The 21787-nt window shown below is 69.6% G+C and carries 18 protein-coding genes; 15 read left to right on the top strand and 3 right to left on the bottom strand.

Going from position 1 to position 21787, the window contains the following annotated elements:
- Window positions 1-29: 29 nt before the first annotated feature.
- Complete coding sequence (locus ABIE38_RS06860) at window positions 30-1112, top strand: tocopherol cyclase family protein (protein WP_354054732.1); 1083 nt, start codon at window positions 30-32, stop codon at window positions 1110-1112.
- A gap of 17 nt (window positions 1113-1129) precedes the next feature.
- Here ABIE38_RS06860 and coaA read toward each other — a convergent pair whose 3' ends face one another.
- A complete protein-coding gene (gene coaA / locus ABIE38_RS06855) occupies window positions 1130-2062 on the bottom strand; it encodes a type I pantothenate kinase (protein WP_179525699.1) in 933 nt (310 codons plus the stop codon).
- Between the two features lie 133 nt (window positions 2063-2195).
- Between coaA and glyA the strand changes: the two genes are divergently transcribed.
- A complete protein-coding gene (glyA, locus tag ABIE38_RS06850) occupies window positions 2196-3500 on the top strand; it encodes a serine hydroxymethyltransferase (protein WP_354054730.1) in 1305 nt (434 codons plus the stop codon).
- A 63-nt stretch (window positions 3501-3563) separates the two neighbouring features.
- On the opposite strand, the gene ABIE38_RS06845 is transcribed toward glyA, so the two are convergent.
- Both ABIE38_RS06845 and ABIE38_RS06840 read right to left on the bottom strand, forming a co-directional pair.
- Window positions 3564-3932 (bottom strand): hypothetical protein, encoded by a 369-nt coding sequence (locus ABIE38_RS06845; RefSeq protein WP_179525697.1) that lies wholly within the window; start codon window positions 3930-3932, stop codon window positions 3564-3566.
- Window positions 3933-3946: 14 nt separating this feature from the next.
- A complete protein-coding gene (locus tag ABIE38_RS06840; protein ID WP_354054728.1) occupies window positions 3947-4411 on the bottom strand; it encodes a nuclear transport factor 2 family protein in 465 nt (154 codons plus the stop codon).
- A 140-nt stretch (window positions 4412-4551) separates the two neighbouring features.
- Here ABIE38_RS06840 and ABIE38_RS06835 point away from each other — a divergent pair, with 140 nt between their 5' ends.
- The 13 genes from ABIE38_RS06835 to ABIE38_RS06775 all read left to right on the top strand — a co-directional run bounded on the left by ABIE38_RS06835 (window position 4552) and on the right by ABIE38_RS06775 (window position 21745).
- Window positions 4552-5691: an acyl-CoA dehydrogenase family protein gene (locus ABIE38_RS06835; protein WP_354054726.1), complete on the top strand. Its 1140-nt coding sequence runs from the start codon at window positions 4552-4554 to the stop codon at window positions 5689-5691.
- A 2-nt stretch (window positions 5692-5693) separates the two neighbouring features.
- A complete protein-coding gene (locus ABIE38_RS06830) occupies window positions 5694-6377 on the top strand; it encodes a nitroreductase family protein (protein WP_354054724.1) in 684 nt (227 codons plus the stop codon).
- On the top strand, window positions 6374-8122 hold the full coding sequence (locus ABIE38_RS06825; RefSeq protein ID WP_354054722.1) for an MFS transporter: 1749 nt from the start codon (window positions 6374-6376) through the stop codon (window positions 8120-8122). Before ABIE38_RS06830 ends, ABIE38_RS06825 begins: the two co-directional genes overlap by 4 nt.
- Before the next feature lie 66 nt (window positions 8123-8188).
- Entirely contained in the window at window positions 8189-9505 is a 1317-nt protein-coding gene (locus tag ABIE38_RS06820; RefSeq protein WP_354054720.1) for an FAD-dependent oxidoreductase, read from the top strand.
- Between the two features lie 81 nt (window positions 9506-9586).
- Window positions 9587-11587, top strand: coding sequence for an oxidoreductase (locus ABIE38_RS06815; protein ID WP_354054718.1), 2001 nt, complete (start codon window positions 9587-9589; stop codon window positions 11585-11587).
- Between the two features lie 156 nt (window positions 11588-11743).
- On the top strand, window positions 11744-12712 hold the full coding sequence (locus tag ABIE38_RS06810) for a zinc-binding dehydrogenase (protein ID WP_354054716.1): 969 nt from the start codon (window positions 11744-11746) through the stop codon (window positions 12710-12712).
- A gap of 62 nt (window positions 12713-12774) precedes the next feature.
- Entirely contained in the window at window positions 12775-13572 is a 798-nt protein-coding gene (locus ABIE38_RS06805) for an SDR family NAD(P)-dependent oxidoreductase (protein ID WP_354054714.1), read from the top strand.
- Window positions 13573-13646: 74 nt separating this feature from the next.
- A complete protein-coding gene (locus ABIE38_RS06800) occupies window positions 13647-15032 on the top strand; it encodes a DUF1254 domain-containing protein (protein ID WP_354054712.1) in 1386 nt (461 codons plus the stop codon).
- Complete coding sequence (locus tag ABIE38_RS06795) at window positions 15029-16363, top strand: DUF1254 domain-containing protein (RefSeq protein ID WP_354054710.1); 1335 nt, start codon at window positions 15029-15031, stop codon at window positions 16361-16363. Before ABIE38_RS06800 ends, ABIE38_RS06795 begins: the two co-directional genes overlap by 4 nt.
- A 95-nt stretch (window positions 16364-16458) precedes the next feature.
- Window positions 16459-17511, top strand: a complete 1053-nt coding sequence (locus tag ABIE38_RS06790; protein ID WP_354054708.1) for an ABC transporter substrate-binding protein — start codon at window positions 16459-16461, stop codon at window positions 17509-17511.
- A gap of 217 nt (window positions 17512-17728) precedes the next feature.
- Window positions 17729-18784 (top strand): ABC transporter substrate-binding protein, encoded by a 1056-nt coding sequence (locus ABIE38_RS06785; protein ID WP_354054706.1) that lies wholly within the window; start codon window positions 17729-17731, stop codon window positions 18782-18784.
- A gap of 133 nt (window positions 18785-18917) precedes the next feature.
- Complete coding sequence (locus tag ABIE38_RS06780; RefSeq protein WP_354054704.1) at window positions 18918-19970, top strand: ABC transporter substrate-binding protein; 1053 nt, start codon at window positions 18918-18920, stop codon at window positions 19968-19970.
- Window positions 19971-20113: 143 nt separating this feature from the next.
- Window positions 20114-21745, top strand: a complete 1632-nt coding sequence (locus tag ABIE38_RS06775; RefSeq protein WP_354054702.1) for an ABC transporter permease — start codon at window positions 20114-20116, stop codon at window positions 21743-21745.
- The last annotated feature ends 42 nt before the right edge of the window (window positions 21746-21787 follow it).

Here is a 21787-nt window from a genome sequence, read left to right as displayed (position 1 = left end):
ACATAGGGCCCTGTGGAACCCTGGCGGCTATGACACTTCTCCGGCGTTACCGGGCAACCGGTGCAGACCTGCCCTTCGGCGATCCGCTCCGCGCGCACGGGGTGGCCATGGAGGGATACTTCCTCCGCGTGACCGACCGCGACCGCGGCCGCGCCCTCATCGCGCTCATCGGGATCAACCGGGGGCTTGACGGGCACTGGGCGACGCTCGGCCTGGCGTCCGACGAGGTGCCTCCCCGGTCCGGGGCCACCGGGGTTCCCCGGCCGGGCGTCGGCGAGACCTCGTCGTCGTCACTCCGCCTGGCCGCCGCGCCCGAGGGGTGGGCCGATCCCGACCGCCTGGGGGCCCGCTCCGGGGATCGGTTCGAGTACCGGCCGGACGGCGTGGCGGTGGACATGGGCGAGGGGGCCCGCCTCCACGTGGAGATCACCGATCCGGTCGAGTGGCCCCACCGGGCCGTCGGCGGGTCGAGCGTCTTCCAGTCCGTACCCGCCCTCAACCAGTACTGGCACCCGTGGTTGCTCGGCGGCCGGGCGCGGGGCTGGGCCGAACTGGACGGCCGGCGCTGGGAGTTCGACGGTGCCGATGTCTACGGGGAGAAGAACTGGGGCGCCGAGGGCTTTCCCGATTCCTGGTGGTGGGGGCAGGCGCAGGGTTTCTCCGAACCGGGCACCTGCGTGGCGTTCGCCGGCGGGCAGATCCACTCGGGCCCGCTGCGCACCGAGGTCACCGCTCTGGTGGTGAGACTGCCGGATGGCCGGGTGGTCCGGCTGGGCAACCCCGTGGTCTCGCCGGTCCGGGCGGAGGTCGGTGATGACGTCTGGGCACTCGAGGGGCGCGGCTACGGTTGGCGGATCCGCGTGACCGGGCGGGCGCCGCTGGGCCGGGCGCACGTGCTGCCCGTGCCGTTGCCGTCGGAGAAGCGGAACTCGGCCGGTGCGATCGAGCACCTGTCCGCTGAACTCGAGGTGGAGGTGAGCCGGTTCGGGCGCCACGTCTGGAGCGACTTCAGTCCGCAGGCCGCGCTCGAGCACGGGGGCCTGGATCGCGCCGAGGCGGAGTTGCGACGGCGTGGCGTGCCGGTGGGGGAGACGGGCGCCGCGCCGGAGTGATCGAGCCCGGGGGCGCGTCAGATCTTGCGCAGGCGCAGCCGCTGGATGGAGTGATCGGAGTTCTTCCGCAGCACCAGCGTCGCCCGCGGCCGGGTGGGCAGGATGTTCTCCACGAGGTTCGGCCGGTTGATCGAGGTCCAGATCTCGCGCGCCGCCAACCGGGCCGCCTGGTCGGACAGGTCGGCGTAGTGCGCGAAGTGTGAGTTGGGGTTGGAGAACGACGTGCTCCGCAGTTCCAGGAACCGCTCGACGTACCACTTCTCGATGTCCTCGATCTTCGCGTCCACGTAGAGAGAGAAGTCGAACAGGTCCGAGACCATCAGGCGGGGGCCCGTCTGCAGGACGTTCAGACCCTCGACGATGAGGATGTCCGGGCGCTTCACCTCGATGAACTCATCGGGGACGATGTCGTACTTGGTGTGCGAGTACACGGGCGCGCGGACGACCGGGGCACCCGATTTGACCTCGGTGACGAACCTCAGCAGCGCGCGCCGGTCGTAGGACTCGGGGTACCCCTTGCGGTGCATGAGCTGGCGCCGCTGGAGTTCACGGTTGGGGTACAGGAAGCCGTCGGTGGTGATGAGGTCCACCCGGGGGTGGGAGTCCCAGCGGGTCAGCAGCGCACGCAGCACACGCGCGGAGGTGGACTTCCCCACCGCCACCGAGCCGGCCACGCCGATCACGAACGGCATCGGGGCGTCCACGGTTTCGCCGAGGAACAGGTTGGTGGACTGGAACAGGCGCTGACGGGCCGATACCTGGAGGTGGATGAGCCGGCTGAGCGGCAGGTAGATCTCCGCGATCTCGTCCAGGTCCAGGTGTTCGCCCAGACCGCGCAGTCCCTCGAGGTCCTGTTCGGTGAGCACCATCGGCATGGCTCGCCGCAGCCGACGCCAACTCCGGCGGTCGAACTCCACGTACGGCGTGTAGTCGCCGGCATGTCTGCTCACGGTTGCTGATTGTGTCAGGTGCCCACGGGGGAGAGGCCTCCAGGTGCCCTGGCACTAGACTGACGACGACGAGACGAGCCGTGGCCCCGACACGATTCGTACGAAGCGAGAAGCCCACGCGCGAGGAGCAACGATGACCGACCCGAACACCGACGTGTTCACAGCTTCCCTGTCCGAGCTCGATCCGGAGGTCGCCGAGGCGATGGCCGGCGAGCTCGCACGACAGCGAGACACGCTCGAGATGATCGCGTCGGAGAACTTCGTGCCGCGCTCGGTCCTGCAGGCCCAGGGATCGGTGCTCACCAACAAGTACGCCGAGGGCTACCCGGGCCGGCGCTACTACGGCGGGTGCGAGCACGTCGACGTGGTGGAGAACCTGGCACGGGACCGCGCCAAGGAGGTGTTCGGCGCCAAGTACGCCAACGTCCAGCCGCACGCGGGGGCCCAGGCCAACGCCGCCGTCCTCATGGCGCTCGCGGCGCCGGGCTCCAAGATCATGGGCCTGTCCCTGGCGCACGGTGGTCACCTCACCCACGGCATGAAGCTCAACTTCTCCGGCCAGCTGTACGAGGTCGCCGCCTACGAGGTGGACCCGGAGACCATGCAGGTCAACATGGACACCGTCCGCGAGATGGCTCTGGCGGAGAAGCCGGACGTGATCATCGCCGGCTGGTCGGCCTACCCGCGGACACTGGACTTCGCGGCCTTCCGCGCAATCGCGGACGAGGTGGGGGCCAAGCTCTGGGTGGACATGGCGCACTTCGCCGGCCTGGTGGCCGCGGGACTGCACCCGAGCCCGGTTCCGCACGCCGACGTCGTCTCCACCACGGTCCACAAGACCCTGGGCGGGCCGCGCTCGGGCATGATCCTCACCAACGACCTCGAGCTGTTCAAGAAGCTCAACTCGTCGGTGTTCCCCGGCCAGCAGGGTGGGCCGCTCATGCACGCGATCGCGGCCAAGGCCACGGCCATGAAGATCGCCGGCACGGAGCAGTTCCGCGAGCGCCAGCAGCGCACGATCGAGGGCGCCAAGATCCTCGCCGAGCGTCTGACCGAGCAGGACTGTCAGGACGCCGGGGTCTCGGTGCTCACGGGCGGCACGGACGTCCACCTGGTGCTGGTGGACCTCCGCGAGTCCGAACTCGACGGCCAGCAGGCCGAGGACCTCCTCCACGAGGTCGGCATCACCGTCAACCGAAACGCCGTGCCGTTCGACCCCCGTCCACCGATGGTGACCTCCGGCCTGCGGATCGGTACACCCGCGCTGGCCACCCGCGGTTTCGGGGCCGAGGACTTCCGCGAGGTCGCGGACATCATCGGCACCGCCCTCGCGGCCGGCACGGGTGCCGACATCACGGCCCTCCGTGGACGTGTGTCCGCGCTGGCCGCGTCGAAGCCGCTGTACGAGGGGCTCGAGGACTGGACGATCCTGGGCTGAGCCACGCTGACGACGACCAACCCCCCGCAGGACGGACTGCGGGGGGTTGGTCGTGCAGGTGGGTCAGTCCGTGAAGCGGACCTTCGGGGTGCGGCAGATGAGCAGGCGCCGGACCTTGTCGTCCCCGGTCAACTCGGCGCTGGCGTTGAAGCTCGCCTCGAAGTCGCCGTCGCGCCGTGTCTCGCCCAGACAGAGTTCGGTGTCGCCGACCCGGGCGCCGCTGAGGATGTGGTGGGTCAGGACGCTCTTCTCCCGCTGTTCCAGGTAGACCTCCAGTCCGGCGCGGTCACCGTCGAACTCCGCTGCGGACTCCCCCTTCGAGAACAGGATGGACAGCTGGAAATCGTCCGTGATGTGGCCGAGGACCCTGTCGGGGTCGTCCGAGTCCATGATCTCGAACCAGGCGTGCAGTAGCGGGGTGCTCGTGGTCATGTGATGCTCCGATGTCAGTCGCGGGTGGGGGAGGCCGGGTCGGTGGGTGCGAGGGTGGGGGAGACGAGCCCGAGTTCCGGGTCGAAGGCGACCTGGTAGCCGGTGATCAGCCCGTCGTCGTCGATCCGGGCGGACGCCAGGAAGTGGCCGGTGATGGTGACCCCGTCCTCGACCACGGCGCCGTAGACGAACTCGAGTTCGCCGGTGCGGGTGGCGTGGGTGGGGACGTGGCGCCGGTCGATGGGCCCCCGCCCCTCGAGATACCGACGGACGCCGTCGCGGTCCGTGCCGCGGACGGCGGAGCCCGGAAGAAGGATCGCGAAGGTCACGTCGGGCGACAGCAGGGTGAGGCCGGCCTCGAGGTCTCCCGAGTCCACCCGGGAGTAATACGTGACGAGGGTGGAGTCGGACAGCGTGGAACCTGGTGCGGCGGAGGCGGGCACGGCGGAATCGGGCACGGCGGAATCGGGCGCAGTCATGAATCGAACTTAGTTTAGTCTCCGGCCGGAGATCAAGAGCTTGCGTGATCCGCCTCACTATGTTGTCATGGTCTGAAGTGAACTCAACTCAATTCGGCGGCGTAGGAAGCACATTCCCGCGGCGTGGGAGAGGACTGCTCGTGACCCAGCAGACACGGACTGCACGCCCCGAGGCCGACCCGTCGATCATCCTGCCGACCCCGGAGCGCGACGAGCTGCGCACGATCGTCGCCCAGTTCGTGGCCCGGCACGGCACCCACGAGGCGGTCCGGCAGTCGATCGACTCCGACAGGGGGTACTCGGAGTCCCGGTGGCGCACGCTCAACGAGGAACTACAGGTCGCCGCGCTCGCCGTTCCGGAGAGCCTCGGAGGGCACGGCTTCGGGTTCGCCGACCTGGGTGTGGTTCTCGAGGAGACGGGGGCCGCGCTGTTGCCGGAGCCCGTCCTGGTCAGTGCCGTGGTCGCCGGGCAGGCGCTGGTCCGGGCCGATGACCCGGAATCCGTGGGCGACCTCCTCGGAGCGGTCATGGAGGGGACCCGGACCATCGGGGTGTCGCTCGACGGGGAGGTCACCATGACGGCGGACCCCGGGGCGACGGACGGAACCGGTCCCGTCGCCAACGGGATCGTCGAGGGTGTTCTCTGGGGACAGGGGGTCGACTCCCTCGTGGTGGTCGCCTCCTGCGGTGGTGAGCGGGTGCTCGTGATCGTGGACCTCGCCGGCGCGGAACGGCGGGCCCGGGAGGTCGTCGATCTCACCCGACGTCGCGCGGACGTCCATCTCGTGGACTCGCCCGCGCGGGTTCTCGTCGGTGCCGAACGGTTCGCCGACGTGCTACGCGAGCTGAACCTGATCACCGGCGCGGCACTCGCCGCAGAGCACGCCGGGATCGCCGCCCGGCTGCTGGACGACACGGTCGCCTACGTCACGCAGCGTCATCAGTTCGGCCGCCCCATCGGGTCGTTCCAGGCCATCAAGCACCGGCTGGCGGACATGTTGGTCGACCGCGAGCGGGCTCGCTCCGCCGCGATGTACGCCCTCGCCGTCCTCGACCGGGAGGATGCCACCGATGCCGACCTGGCCGTGGCGGTCGCGTCGGCGGTCTGCGCGGACGTCGTCACGAGGAGTGCCCACGAGGCGATCCAGTTGCACGGCGGGATCGGCTTTACCTGGGAACACTCCGCCCACTTCTACCTGCGCCGCGCCCTCGGGGACGAGGGCGCATTCGGGGGTGGCCGGGAGGCCCGGCGCTCGATCGCGGACCTGGTCGGGGTCTAGGCATGACCATGTCGGAGTCCGCGGCCGGGACCACCCCCGAACCCCTCGGCGCCCACGAGTTGATCACCACCACGCGCGCCGTGCGTCGGCGCCTGGACCTCGAGCGCGAGGTGGACCCCCTGCTGTTGGAGGAGTGTGTCGCCGACGCCCTCCAGGCGCCCCAGGGGTCGAACCTCATGCGCACCGAGTTCGTGATCGTGCGCGACCCCGACCGCATCGATCGGCTCGGCCGGATCTATCGCGAGGAGTTCGACGGCTTCTACCGCGCCAGTGACGTGGGATTGTTCAACCGGATTGATTCCGACCCACGGCACGCCGCCCAGAGCCGGCGGACGCGGGATTCGGCCGAGCACCTCGCCGCCGTGATGTCCCGGGTGCCGGTGATCGTCATCCCGTGCCTGACCCCCCGACTGGCCGAGGGCGACGTCCTCAATGCCAAGCACCGGCTCGCGACCGTGTACCCGACCGTGTGGAACTTCATGCTCGCCGCGCGGCTGCGCGGGCTGGGGACCTGTTGGACCGGGATGACGCTCGGGCGCGAGGACGAGGTCGCCGAGATCGTGGGGATCGATCCCACACAGGTGGAGCAGGTCTGCATGATCCCGGTCGCCCACTACACCGGGTCCACCTTCCGTCCCGCGTGGCGGCCACCGGCGGAGGAGTTCATCCACTGGGACCGGTGGTGAGCACGGGGGCCGGCGCGGACCGGCCCCGGGCGTTCTCGCTCCGACGCGAGCGGGCGTTCCGGGCGCTGCTGGCGGTCCAGCTCGCCAACGCGGTGGCCGTGTGGATCCACGTCGTGTCCGTCCAGTGGGTGCTCACCGAACGCGGTGAGTCCGCGTCCGTGATCTCTCTCGCGCCCGCCGCGATGGCGGTGCCGTTCCTCGTGCTCTCGCTGCCCGTCGGGGTCGTGGCGGGGTACGTCTCGCGCAAGAAGTTGATGGCGCTGGCCACCACGATGTCCGCTCTGGCGGCGGTCGCCGCCACCGTGCTGACCGTGACGGGGGCCGACAGCGCGCTCCCCATGATCCTGTCCGTTGTCCTGGTCGGTGCCGCCCTCGTGGTGGTGGGGGTCTCCTGGCAGTCGCTCCTCTCGGAGACCGTGGACCGCCGGATGATCCCCACGGCGGCACTGGTCGACGGCGCGGTGTTCAACCTCGCCCGGTCGCTCGGCCCGCTCCTGGCGGGCCTCGGCCTGGGATTCGCCGGCGCGGAATGGGCGTTCGCCGTGGTCGCCGTCCTCTCCGTGGGGTGCGCGCTCACGTTGTGGCGGATGGAACGGCGATCACCGGACCGGACCGCACCGCGGCGGGCGATCATCCCCGAGATCTCCGGCGCGGTGCGGTTCGTGGCCAATTCGGCGTGGACCACGCGACTGTTGCTCCAGCTCTTCCTGTTCGGTGTCCCGTCGAGTGCGCTCTGGGCGCTCATCTCCTTGGCGGTGCACGACCGGCTGGGGATGGGCGCGGACGGGTTCGGTGCGCTCATGGCGTTGATCGGTGCCGGGGCGGTGGTGGCGGTCGTGGGGTTCGGGGGCCTCCGTCGACGGCTCAAGGTCACGGTGTTCGCGGCGTGCGGCGCGTTCGTCTACGCCTGCGCGCTGGCGGTACTGGCGCTCTCGACCTCGGCCGCGGTGGTCTCGGTCGCCATGCTCTTCGCCGGCGCGGCGTGGGTGAGTGTGCAGAGCACCTGGATGTCGATGGGCCACCAGTTCTTCCCCGACTGGGTCCGGCCCCGGCTGATCGCGTTCATCCTGCTGATGTTCCAGGGGACCCAGGCCGTCGGATCGCTCCTGTGGGGGGCCGTGACCGACGTCGCGGGGCTGCAGACCGCGCTCCTGGTGGCCGCGGGGTTCATGATGCTCAGCTGCGTCTCCCTGCTGGTCGTCGGACTGGGTGCCGAGACGGGGATCGAGCCGGTCCTGGTCTCCGAGCTCGGCGGTCCCCTGGCGGGGCCGGGGGAGCCCACTGCCGGCAGCACGCTCGGGGGCCCCGTTGCCGGCGCCGGTGCCGGCCCCGTCCTGATCCGCTACGAGTACCGCGTGCCGGAGGATCGTCGGGAGGAATTCCTCACGGCGATGCGCGGCCTCCGGCGGTCCCGACTCAGGCTCGGGGGTCGGGACTGGCGGCTCGAGAACCCGCCCGCGGAACGGGAACTGTTCGTCGAGTCGTACCGGGTCGGCAGCGCGGAGGAGTTCGTCGAACAGGAGCACCGGCGCCTCACAGTTCCGGAGACCCGACTTCGCCACCGGGTGGAGACCCTGCTGGCCGGGGCAGTCGAGGGGCCGCGGGTGGGGAGCGAGGGGACGCGGCCTGTGCGGAGGCGAAAGCTGGGTCGACAGCGGCCGCGAAAACCGAGTCGACAGCATCGGAGACAGGGGCGGAGTGGGGGCGGAAACCCCCCGAACAGCGGAAACCCCCCAAAGAAGTGAACTGACTTCAATTAGAGTGATAGAGTGGGACACGTCACAGCAGCCGAACCCCTCCGGGAGCCACGAATGCAGAACGCCGTCGATCTTCTCGTCATCGGTGCCGGTATGGCCGGCCTCACCGCTGCCGCGCGTGCCACCGAGCGCGGTGCCCGCGTCACGGTGGTGGAGAAGGGGGGCGAGATCGGTGGATCCGCGCGGTTCGCAGGATATGCCTGGACCGCACCCACCCGGCAGATCATGGCGGAGATCAACCCCCATGGGGACGAGGAGTTGCGGAACGCCGTCGTCGACGACTTCGCCGCCGGGCTCGACTGGATCCGCGGGCGCGGCGTGGAGTGCGCCGAGGGCGTCCCGGTCCTGAGGTACGGCATCGGCCACGCCTTCGACACCAACCAGTACCTCGACGCGTGCGCTCGCGAGATCAAGGCGGCCGGCAACACGATCCACACCGACGCGCACGTGCAGGGCCTCGTCACCGAGGGCGGCGCCGTCGTGGGCGCCACGGTCCGCTTCGACGACAACGAGGTCCGCGAGCTGCGCGCCGGCCACGTCCTCCTGGCGACGGGTGGATTCCAGGCCAACGCGGAACTCGTGGAGCAGCACCTGCACCCGCTGGCCTCGCGGTTCCCGCTCCGGTCCAACCCGAACAGCGACGGCGGCGGCCTCACGCTGGCGGAGTCGGTCGACGCCGCGGTCGGATTCGAGGACGCCGGGTTTTACGGCCACCTCATTCCCTCCGGGATGCCGTTCCGTGACTCCGGGGACTTCGTCGGCATCTCCCTCTATTACTCGGAGCACGCGCTCCTGTTCAACCTCGACGGGGAGCGCTTCGTCGACGAGACCCGGGGTGATCACCTCACCGCGATGGCGCTCATGCAGCAGCCCGAGGCCCGCGGCCTGCTGGTGGCGGACGAGCGTGTCTACCGCGACTGGATCTGCGGCTCCTACGTCGAGGGTGCGGTCGCGATCGACAAGTACACCGAGGCGTCCAAGCGCGGCGGTCGGTGCGGACTCGCCGAGACGCTCGAGGAGTTCGAGTACCTCCCCGAGGAGTGGGGCTATGACGGCGCGAAGATCGCGGAGACGATCAGAGAGGTCAACGCGGCCGGTCAGAAGGTCGTGCCGCCGCGCGAGTACGACTTCACCCCGCTCGACCGCGGGCCGTACTACATCGTCGAGACGACCCCGGCCGTGACGTTCCCGTTCGTGGGGATCCGGATCGGGGCCGACACCTCGGTCCTGCGCGCCGACGGCACGGCGATCCCGGGCCTGCTCGCCGCGGGCTCGGACACCGGCGGGGTGTACCGCCGCGCGTACGCCGGCGGCCTGGCCACCGCTCTGGTTTTCGGGTTGCGCGCAGGCGACGCCGCAGCCGGGGTCTGAGACCTGCCCACCCCCGAACCCCGCCGAACCCCGGCGAACCCTGTCGAACCCTGCCCGATGCCCGCCCCGGAAGGACCTCCAGTGACCGCCGAGTTCCCCCACGCCTTCTCGCCGTTCTCGCTCGGCGCGCTCACCCTCCGGAACCGTCTGGTCGCGTTGCCGGCCGGGACTTCCATGGCCACCGACGGGGTTCCCACCCACGGCGACCAGGAGCACTTCGAGCGACTGGCCGCCGGCGGGGTCGGGCTGATCGTGGGCGGCGCGACGGTGGTCCACCCCTCGACCACCCTTCGGTCACACAAGCTCGTCGAGGCCTACATCGACGAGGTGGTCCCCGCCCTCACGGAGAAGGCGGCAGTGGTCCACCGGCACGGAGCCAAGATCATCGGCCAGCTGGTCCACCTCGGGCGTGAGTTCATCGGGGGCGAGTCCGACTCACCGCCGTCCGCGCCGTCCGCCCTCAAGACGGTGCGCGACGCCTACCCGCCGCACGAGATGACGGTGGAGGAGATCCGCGACATCGTCGACGGGTGGGGGGTCTCCGCGGCCAACCTCGCCCGCGCCGGGTACGACGGCGCCGAGATCCACGCCGCGCACGGTTACCTGCCGGCCCAGTTCATGTCGCAGCTCACCAACCGGCGGACCGATGACTACGGCGGATCGTTCGCCGGCCGCATGCGGTTCCTCGACGAGGTCGTGGCCACCATGCGCGCGGCGATGCCCGACGGCATGGTCCTGGGTGTGCGGCTCAGCGGCGAGGAGGAGATCCCCGGCGGGATGGGGATCGAGGACTGCGTGCGGATCGCCCGGCATCTGACCGCGTCTGGTTCGATCGACTACTTCAGCATCACCCACGGCACGCGCGGCAAGTACGTCAAGGACGCCACCCACCCGGACGCCGTCGCCGTCGACTCGGCGGCCCGCGTCCGCGCCGAGACCGGGATCCCTGTCCTGGTGGGGCAGCGGATCCGCGACGCGGCGACCGCCGACCACATCGTCAAGAGCGGCAAGGCCGACCTGGTGGGCATGGCCCGGGCGCTGCTGGCGGACCCGGAGCTGCCCAACAAGTCCGCGGAGGGGCGGCTGGGCGAGATCCGCGGGTGCCTGGGGATCAACCAGGACTGCCGTGCCTTCGACCCGCACCTGCACTGTGCGGTCAACGCCGAGATCGGACGCGGGAGACATTCCGGGGTGGGCGTGCGCGCGGCCACGGCCAAGGAGATCTTCGTGATCGGCGGCGGGCCCGCGGGCCTGGAGGCCGCGCGGGTGGCCGCCGGCCGCGGCCACACGGTGACGGTGTTCGAGGCGTCCGGGGAGCTGGGGGGCGCAGTCGGAGTGGCCGCACGTTCCCCGCACCGCGCCTCACTCATCGACATCGTCGACTACCTCGCGGGCGAGATGCGTCGCCTGCGGGTGGAGGTCAACCTGGGCGCGGAGATCGGGCAGGACGATCTCGCCGAACTCGTGGACGCGGCCGACCACGTCGTCGTCGCCACCGGTTCCCGCCCCGGCCCCGGCCCCGTCGTAGGCACCGACCCTCGCCGCGGACCCACCGTCGTGACGGTCGACGACGTACTCCTGGGCCGGATCCCGGGTACGCCCGGTCGGGCGGTCGTCTACGACGAGAGCGACGGGTTCTGGCCGGGCTACAGCGCGGCCGAGGCGCTCGTGGGGCGCGGGTGGGACACGCGAATCGTCACGCCGCTCACCGCTCTGGCCTCGCGGGTCCCCGCGGAGAGCGTCGCTCCGCTGCTCGGCCGGCTGGGCTCCGGGGGTGCGCGGTTCCACGTGGCCACGGGGCTGGAACTGCGCGAGTCCGTGGCCGGGTCACCTGCCGGGTCCGACCACGATGACGGCAAGTATGACGACGACGAGGTCGGCCGCCTCGTTCCGGTGTTCGGCGGCGAGGTCACGCCTCTCGACGCCGATCTGGTGGTGTGGCACCGGCCCCGGACCGCGGTCGACGGGCTCGCCCGCGCGCTCGGCCGTCGCGACGACGTCACCGTGATCGGGGACGCCCTGGCCCCGCGGCGGATCAGCCACGCCATCGCCGAGGGCTACCGGTTCGGCGCCGAGATCTGACACCCGCCGCAACGACCGTCGACCCACCAGCACGCCGACCCACCAGCACGCCGACCCACCAGCACGCCGGCCCACCAGCACGCCGGCCCACCAGCACGCCGGCCCACCAGTACGCCGGCCCACCAGTACGCCGACCCACCAGCAACCGGAGGACCCATGAACACCGACTCCATCCCCGCCGAGATGCGGGCCTGGCAGTGGACGGGCACGGGCAACCCCCTCACCCTGGCGGTGGTCCCGGTCCCCGAACCGGGACCGGGGGAGGTCCTGATCCGGGTCCGGGCGGCCGGGATGTGCCACTCGGACGTGGGCGAGCTCGACGAGCCGTCCTGGGCGGAGAACATCGACCGCTGCCCGATCACCCTCGGGCACGAGATCGCCGGTGACGTGGTGGCGCTAGGGCCAGAGGTCGACAGCGCGCGGGTGGGCGACCGCGTCGGAGTGCACCCCCTCGGCGCGACGGTGCCCGGTTACGGACGCGATGGCGGTTATGCCGCTTTCCATGTCGCCCCCGCCGGTGACCTCGTACCGTTGCCCGACGCCATGTCGTTCGAGCTCGGCGCCCTGGGGACCGATGCTGGCATGACCTCCCACCACGCCGTCGTCGAGGTCGCGGGGGTCGGCGCCGGGGACCGGGTGGGCATCATCGGGCTCGGAGGACTCGGCCAGATCGGGGCGCGGATCGCGGTGCTCCTGGGGGCCGAGGTGTACGCGGCCGACCCCAGCCCGGAGGCACGCCGGCTGGGCGAGGAACTCGGCGCGGTCGAGGTGGTCGCCGACGCCGCGGAGCTTTCCGGGCGCGGGCTGGACGCCGTCATCGACTTCGCCGGGTTCACCACCACCGCACAGGCCGCCGTCAAGGCGATCCGCGTGGGCGGAGTCGTGGTGATGATCGGGATGGGCGCGCACACGAGCCAGCTCGTCACCGCCGACGTGATCCACCAGAAGGCGATCATCCGCGGCTCCTCCGGGGGCACCCGGGACGACATCGCCTCGGTGTACCGCCACCTCGCCGAGGGGCGGATTGTCCCGACGGTGGAGCGCCTGTCGTTCGAGCAGGTCGCCGAGGGGATCGACCGACTGCGGGACGGTCACGTCACCGGTCGCCTCGTCGTGATGATGTGACGTCGACGGTGAGACCCATACCCAGCCCGAACACCGATGAGGTACGACGAGAGGACGCAGAGATGACGACGACGGGACAGCAGAGCAGGTTCGCGGGGAAGGTGGCCGTGGTGACGGGAGCCGCGTCGGGCATCGGCGCCGCCGTGGCGAGGCAGCTCGCCTCGGAGGGCGCACGCCGGGTTCACGTGGTGGATCTTGCGCTGGAGTCGGCGCGCCGCGTCGCCGAGGAGATCGACGGCACCGCCCACGGGGTGGACGTGGCCGACCCGGACGCCGTCCGCCGGCTCTTCGAGGAGATCGTGGACGCCGACGGACGGGTGGACGTGGTCGTCCACGCGGCCGGCATCGACGACCCCGTGGCCAAGGCGCACATCTACGAGGCGGCGGAGACGGGTGAGCCCGTGGACGTGCTGTCCCGCCTCGAGGACTCGACGTGGCGGCGGATCCACGCCGTCAACCTGGACGGCACCTTCCACATCCTGCGCGAGTCGGTCCGGGCGATGCGGCCCGGCGGGGGTGGGGCGATCGTCACCGTGGGGTCGTCGGCGGCGTTCGACACCCTCGTGGGATACCCGCACTACGCCTCATCCAAAGCTGCGGTGCACGCGCTGAGCCAGTCCGTGGCCAAGGAGGTCATCCACTTCGGGATCAGGGTGAACACCGTGGCCCCCGGACCGGTCGACACCGCCATGGCCGCGCGGACGCCGGAGTCGGTGCGCGCGCGGATGAACGAGGGCAGCGCGTTCGGCTACGCCACCGCGGAGCAGCTCTCCGAGAGCATCACCTACCTGGCGTCCGATCAGGCGTCGAACGTCGTCGGCGCGGTGCTGCTGAGCAACGGGGGACGCTTCACGGTCTGACGACCCGGCGAGATCGATGGCACACGCACGGCTGGTGTCCCGCCAGCGAGAACACAGATCAGGAGCGCTTTTTCGTGAACAGTCGCACATACGATTTCTCCGACGTGAGTCAGTACCAGGAGTCGGCATCACCGGACCTGTTCCCCGGCAGCCGGCCACAGGCCGCGAAGCTGGTGGAGCACCTGGCCTTCGATGCCACGGTGTGGGGTCTGACCGCAGTCCTCCAGTACGCGCAACTCAGTGACTTCGTCTGGAGACGCCCCACTGGCGACGGACCGCGGATCAACACCTTCGATCACCGACGCGGTCTGGCCGGGCCGGACTTCTCGGAGTTCCGCGTCCCCAACGTCGACACCCTGTACTCGAACGGGTGGATCACGGTGGAGAACGGCCCGGTGGAACTGGAGATCCCCGCGGTGGGGGACAAGTACTACACGGTGAACCTGTTCGACATCCACGGCAACGCCTCGAACATCAGCAACCGAACCCACGGCACCGGCCAGATGAGCGTGGTCCTGTGCACGGCGGAACAGGCCACGGAGGCGTCGGGTATCGGCCGGGACGTCATGATCGTCGCCACGCCCGTCATCTGGGCGCTGCTCAGGGTCCAGGTGACCGGCGCCGACGGCCCGGGGGAGGCCGATGCCATCAGGAGGGGGTTCCGCATCCGGGATCCCCGTCCCCCGATCAACACCGATCGCTACCCGGAGGTGGACAGCGCGCAGGTGGAGAGCAGCTGGACGGACTTCGCCACCGCGCTCACCGCCGTGATCGGAGCGTGTGGGGTCCCCGCGCGAGAGGAGGCGATGGTCTCGCGGTACCGGGCGATCGGGATCGGATCCGACCATGCGGTGGCGGAGTCCGCGGAGAACGAGTGGGTGTCGGATGCCGCTCAGCGGGGGTTCGAGTCGGCCATGGAGATGATCCGGGAGTCCCGATCCCAGCTCGGAGAACCGCTGGGCAGTGGATGGACCCGAGTGAGGGACAAGGGCCGTCACGGAACGAACTTTCTCGCCCGGGCGGTGATGAACAACGTCGGACTCGGCGCCAACGTGGTCGAGGAGAACACGTCGTTCAACACCTACGTCTCATCCGACGGCCGGCCGCTGGACGGTGCCCGGGGCGCGTACGAACTCCTCCTGGATACGCCCCCGCCGGTCGAGTACTTCTGGTCGGTGACGCTGTATCTCGCCGCCAGTGGTCGTGTGTACGCCAACCGGTGGGACAGGTACTCCGTGGGCAGCGCGTCGGGTCTGATGCCGGACGGCTCCGGTGCGGTGCGGATCCTGATCGACCCCGACATCGGTCCGGGTGAGGAGCTCCCCGGGGTGCTGCCGGCACCGCGGGAGGCCTTCTTCCTCGTTCTGCGCAGCTACGGTCCGACCGCAGAGTTGCTGGAGGGTCGCTGGTCGCCGGAGCCGGTGGAACCCCTCGGTGCGCCCGGGCGGGGCGTCGGGTGACCGGCGAGGAGTTCGCCGACTTCGAACGGCTGTGTGTGTGGGGCTATCCGCTGGTCCGCTCGCTCCAGTTACGGGAGAAGATGACGCAGTCGGATGCGGGTCCGGGACGGGACGCCGCACGCTCGGCGGCCGCGCCCCTCGGCGGGTTCGGACACCAGAGGCTGCTCTCGGACCCCGGTTACCGCGTAGGTGTGGCCCCCAACGTGGACACCCTCTACAGCGTGGCCTGGGTCGACCTTCGTGATGGGGACCTGCGGCTCGAGGTGCCGGATTTCGGCGGGCGCTACTACGCATTCCAGTTCGGCTACGTCGACACGACCTGTCACACGATCGGGCAACGTACGAACGGCGGCGACCTCGGACCCGTGACGATCCACTGGGCGCCCACGCTCACGGAACCGCACCTGTCCTCCGGCGAGGACGGAACGGAGCTGAGGTGCAACTCCCGGTTCCTCATGATCGCCGCGAGGATCATGGTCGACTCATCGGATCCTGAGGACCTCCGGCAGGTCCACGACCTCCAGGAGGCGATCACCCTGACCTCGGTGGGGCCGGGGGCGCCGGCCGCTGCCCCGGAACCCGTTCCGTCCCGCCGTCCGCTCCCGCCCGATGCCGGTCCCGGACGGTCGTTCTTCGAGCAGTTGTCACGGGTACTGGACGACGTGCCCGCCGAGGCGGTGGACCCGGGTATCCGCGACGTCCTGCTCGCCTCGGGATGGAGTGCGGGCGGACTCCTGGGGCGCGAGGTCCCCGAACCCACGCTGGACGAGGCCGTTTCGCGGGGACTGGCGAGGGTGAGGCGGGGTGTCGCCGGGGCGGGCGAGGTCCGCAACGGCTGGATGATCAACTACGCGGGGGTCGACTTCGGCCGTGACTGGTTGCTGCGCGCCGCGGTGGCGATGGCGCAGATCTACATCAACCCGGCGGAGGAGGCTCTGTACCCCGTTCTCGAGGTGGACAGCGAGGGGCGCGGACTGACCGGTCGCCACGCCTATCGGTTGCGGTTCACCCCGGATCAGCTTCCCCCCGTGGCCTACTTCTGGTCCCTGACCATGTACCACGCCGAGGGGTTCCTGGTGGCGAACCCCCTGTCGCGGTACGCCGTGGGGGACAGGAGTCCGCACGTGACGTACGAGCCCGACGGGTCCCTCGAGCTGGTCGTCTCGCATGACCGGCCGGTCGAGGGCGTCGACAACTGGCTCCCCGCCCCGGAGGGCGGATTCAGACTGATGCTGCGGCTGTACGGCCCGAGCCCGGAGTGCCTGCGCGGGGAGTGGTCTCCTCCGCCCCTGGTGCGCGACGACCAGAGAACCGAACCGAATTCGGCATAAGCCTTCCGCCCAGACGTGATCCATGCCATAGTTTCCGGACTGAAGCTAGTTCACTTTGGGAAGCCGTCCCGGAGTCAGATGTGAGGAGACCGCCGATGAGAGCACCCAGGTTCAGGTCCGCCATGGCAGGAGGGATCGCGCTCGCACTCGTACTCGCCGGCTGCGGCGGGGGCGGGGGATCCGAGTCCGAACTCGCCGGTTCGTGGGACGAGATCGTCGAGGCCGCAGGCCAGGAGGGGACCGTGACCCTCTACTCGAGCCACTCGCCGACCAACCTGGAAGCACTCAAGGTGGCGTTCGAGACGGAGTACCCGGACATCACGCTGGTGTACGTCCGCGGAACCGACGCCGACATCCTTCCGAAGATCGAGGTCGAGAACCAGACGGGCACGGGTGTGGCGGACGTCCACATGACCACGGATGCCGGATGGATCAACCGCAGCCTGGACTCCGACTACTCGACCGAGGTCGTGGCCCCGAACCTGGAGCAGCCCGGGTACCAGTCGGAGAACAGCGTGATCGAGGACAAGTTCTTCGTCACGAGCGCCACGGTCTTCGGGCTGGGGTGGAACACGGTCAACGTCCCCGAGGGACTGACGGAACCCGACGACGTCATCGACCCGAAGTTCGCGGGCAAGGTCGGGATCCAGAATCCCAACGGGATGCCCACATATGTGGACATGTACCAGAAGATCGACGTCGACTACGGCCAGGGCTTCGTGGACCGACTCGCGACCGTCGAGCCGCGGATCTACGCGAGCAACGTCGCCGTCACCCAGGCCCTGGCCTCCGGTGAGGTCTGGGCCGCCCCGATGGCGGGCAGCACGGTTCTGACGGAGAAGAAGAAGGGCGCACCGGTCGACTTCCTGCTGCCGGAGAACCCGTTCGGCGTGCCGTGGTACACCCACGTCCTCGCCTCCGCGCCGAGCCCGAACGCCGCTCAGGTGCTGGCCGACTTCCTCATCTCGCCGAAGGGACAGGAGGCGATCTCCGCCGACTTCATCGCCGCGCTCCCGGACATTCCGGGTACGGGCGTGGAGGGCTCGTCGGTCATCGCCCAGGACATCGGGCTCGCCGACTACGAGGATCTGGACCCGGAGACGGTCGAGAAGTTCCAGGCCGAATGGGAGCGCACCTTCGTGGGCTGACCTCGTCCCCCGTTGTGCTCACCGGGGTCCGTGATGTGTACCGACCCGTTGGTCCCGAGGTGTGGGGCCAGCGGGTCGGTTGCTGTCCGGCGACCCGGTCGCCGTGATCCCCCGAACGACAGCACGCCGCGGCCGCAGAGGCCGAACCACCATCCATGTCATGCACGCAAACGGCGCCGGAAAGAAAGACCGGTGCCCGTAGAGAAAGAAGGACGAGATGAAGCTCTCGAGAATGATCTCGGTGCTGGCGGTGATCGCCACGGTCGCCGTCGTCGCCCCGGCCTGTGGCTCGGGCGGGGGGCAGGAGTCGACGCTCGCCGGTTCGTGGGACGAGATCGTCGCGGCCGCGAACGACGAGGGGAGTGTGACGATCTACTCCAATCACGCCCCGGCCAACCTGGAGGCGCTCAAGACCGCGTTCGAGAGCGAATACCCCGGGATCTCGCTCACCTACGTCCGCGGGACCGACTCCGACCTCACCCCCAAGGTCGAGGTCGAGAACCAGACGGGCAACGGCGTCGCCGATGTCCACATGACCACCGATGCCGGGTGGATCCACCGCAGCCTCGAGTCGGGTGGCTACTCGGTGGAGGTGGTGGCGCCGGCGATCGACGAGCCGGAGTACCGGGCGGCGGACGGGGTGCTGGACGACACCTTCTTCGTCACCAGTGCGACCTCGATCGGCCTGGCGTGGAACACGGCGAACGTGCCCGCCGGGCTCGCATCCCCCGAGGACTTGTTGGACCCGCGGTTCGACGGCAAGGTCGGAGTCGTCAACCCCGCCGGATTCCCCGCCGTCGTGCACATCTACCGCAGGATGGACGTCGACTACGGGGAGGGATTCGTCGACCGGCTCGCCGGCGTCAATCCCCGCATCTACGGCAGTGCGCCCGCGATCACCCAGGCGCTCGCCTCGGGCGAGATATGGGCCGCGCCGGGGGCGTCCATGGACGTCCTGGCGGAGCGCGACAAGGGCGCGCCCGTCGACTTCGCACTTCCCGCGAACCCCATCGGGATCCCGTTCTATTCACACGTCCTGGCGGCCGCACCCAATCCGAACGCGGGCCAGGTGCTCGCGGACTTCATGCTCACCCCGGCCGGGCAGGCAGCGCTCTCGGAGAACTACATCGCCGCGCTCCCGGGGATCGCGGGTACGGGGGTCGACGGCTCGGAGGTCGTCGCCCAGGACATCGAGCTCGCCGACCCGGAGACCCTCGAGACGACGGCCGTGGAGGAGTACGTCGCCTCCTGGGAGCAGAGGTTCGTCGGCTGACGCCGAGTGAGTTGTGATTCCGGCGAAGTTAACAGGCGCCGGCTCTTGCATTCACGTGACCTGGGTCATACAGTTTACTGAAGTTAGTTCAATTCGGCTCTCTAGGGAGACGCCGTCACAGGAAAGGGAAGCGATGCGCTTTTCCAGAATCAAGGCCACCGTCGCCAGCGGGGCGGCGCTCGCGCTGATCCTGTCGGGGTGCGGTTCGGACTCCGGATCGGGCTCCGAGCTCGCGGGCTCGTGGGACGAGATCGTCGCGGCCGCCCAGGAGGAGGGGAGCGTGACGATCTACTCCACGCACTCCCCGGACAACCTCGAGGCGCTCAAGCAGGCGTTCGAGGCGGAGTACCCCGGGATCACCCTCACCTACGTGCGAGGGACGGACGCGGACATCCTGCCGAAGATCGAGGTGGAGAACAGCACCGGGTCCGGCGTCGCGGACGTCCACATGACCACGGACGCAGGGTGGATCAACCGCAGCTTCGACACCGACTACTCGGCGGAGGTCGTGGCCCCCTCGCTGGAGAACCCCGACTACGACCCCGAGGAGAGCGTGCTCGAGGACAAGTTCTTCCTCACCAGCGCGACGGTGTTCGGCCTCGGCTGGAACACGGCGGAGGTCCCCGAGGGACTCCAGACGCCGGACGACGCCCTCGCCCCCCGGTTCGACGGCAAGGTCGGCATCCAGAACCCGAACGGCATCCCGACCTACGTCGACATGTACCGCAAGATCGACGTGGACTACGGCGAGAACTTCCTCGACCGCCTGGCCGAGACCAACCCGCGCGTCTACTCGAGCGCGGTCGCGATCACCCAGGCGCTGGCCTCGGGTGAAGTGTGGGTGGCACCGATGGCGGCGAGCAACGTCCTCACCGAGAAGGAGAAGGGCGCACCGGTCGACTTCGCCCTCCCCGAGAACCCGTGGGGCGTGCCCTGGTACTCGCACGTGCTGGCCTCGGCGCCGAACCCGAACGCGGCGCAGCTGCTCGCCGACTTCCTCATCACGGACAAGGGCCAGGAGGCCATCTCGGCCGACTACCTCTCGGTCCTCCCGGACGTCCCGGGCACGGGCGTGCCGGGCTCGACCGTCACCGCGCAGGACGTGGAGCTGGGCGATCCGGACACCCTCGGCCCCGACGCGGTCCAGGAGTACCAGGCCCAGTGGGAACAGCTCTTCCTGGGCTGAGTCCCGACCCGGCCCGCAGTGAGGTGTCCCCTCGCAGCGGGCCGGGCGTCCGCACCCCGCCGATCCCGCACCGTACTACCCCGAGCTGAGGTCAGATCGAAGTGAAAAGTTCAGGTCCGCTATCGCTATGGCGACACCGATTGATGTATGCGGCATTGATCCTCGTACTCGCGTACCTGGTGGTCTGGCCGCTCTTCAAGCTCCAGTCACTGGCGTTCGAGAACGGTGCGGCCGGCTACCGATCGCAGTACGGCCGCGCAGACATCGTCAACACCCTGCAGACCACCGCGGCGCTCGCGTTCTTCTCGCTGGTGATCGCGATGGTGTGCGGCACCGTCCTCGCCTTCGCGACAACCCGGTTGCCGCGCCGCATGGGTTTCCTGCGCCTGGTCCCGATCCTGCCGATCGTCATCCCGTCGGTCGCGAACGTCGTGGGATTCGCGTTCCTGCTCTCCCCGGGCCCCGGGTACGTCAACATCCTGCTCCGGATGCTGCCCTGGTGGAGTGATCTGAACTCGGGACCGGTGAACGTCTACAGCCCCACCTGGATCATCATCATCACCGGGTTCAGCCTCACCTCGTTCGTGTACCTCTTCGTCAGCGCCGGGATGCAGAACATCAGCGGCGAGCACCTCGAGGCCGCCCAGATCGCCGGTTCCACGACCATCGGGACGTTCTTCAAGGTCGTCCTGCCCCTCCTGCGACCGTCGCTGGTCTACGGAGCAGGTGTGGCCCTGCTGCTGGGCCTCGGTCAGTTCACCGCGCCCCTCCTGCTGGGCCAGAACGAGGGCGTCAAGGTGCTGGCCACCGAGATGTACCTCCGGGCCTCGGAATCGCCCATCAACTTCGCCGCCGCCGCGGCGGCGGGGTCCCCGCTCGTCATCATGGGCATCATCGTGGTGTTCGGCCAGCGGGCGCTCCTGGGCAACCAGACCCGGTTCGTCACCCATGGGGGCAAGTCCTTCTCCCCGGTCGGAGGGTCCTCACACTGGGCCACGGCCATCGTCTCCGTCTATGGTCTCGTGGCCCTCGTCCTGCCGCTGGCGGGTGTGATCATCGTGTCACTGACCCCGTTCTGGTCGGGGACGCTGTCCTGGGACCTGTTCACCCTCAGCAACTACAGGGCGCTGGTCACCACCCCGGGCATCGTCGACTCGGTCGTCACGAGTGTCGTGACCTCGATAGTCGCGGTACTGATCTGTGTGCCCATCGGCTTCGGGGTCGCGAACCTCATGGTCCGGAGGCAGGACCTGCGCATCCTGCGCACGGTCGCCGACCTGATCACGGCGTTGCCGATGGGCATCCCCGCCGTCATCTTCGGCGTCGGCTTCCTGCTCACCTACACGGAGCCGCCGCTGATCCTCTACGGGACCAAAGCCGTCATCATCCTGGTCTACGTGGTGCTCATGATCCCGTTCGCCACCCGTATGCAGCTGACCGCGCTCATCTCGATGGGAGACAAGTACGAGGAGGCCTCGGCGGTGTCGGGAGCCGGCCCGGTGGCGACGATGGCCAGGATCACCCTGCCGATGCTCCGGCCGACGATCCTCAGCTCCATCGCGCTCATGTTCATCCTCCTGACCCACGAGTTCGCGGCCTCGCTCATGGTCCGCTCCGCGACCACCCAGGTGATGGGGACCCTGCTCTACGACCACTGGAGCAACGGTTCCTACACCCTCGTCGCGGCCATGGCGATCCTCATGTCCGCGGTCACTGGTGCGGGCGTCGCGGTGGCGATGCTGATCGGCGGACGCAACGTGCTGGAGAAGCTGTGATGTCGTCCCGCGGGCGTGTGCCCGCCCTGTTCGTAGGTGACC

It is taken from the genome of Dietzia sp. 2505, from assembly GCF_040546785.1.
GTDB lineage: Bacteria > Actinomycetota > Actinomycetes > Mycobacteriales > Mycobacteriaceae > Dietzia.
This window is presented reverse-complemented; position numbering and strand designations above follow the sequence as displayed.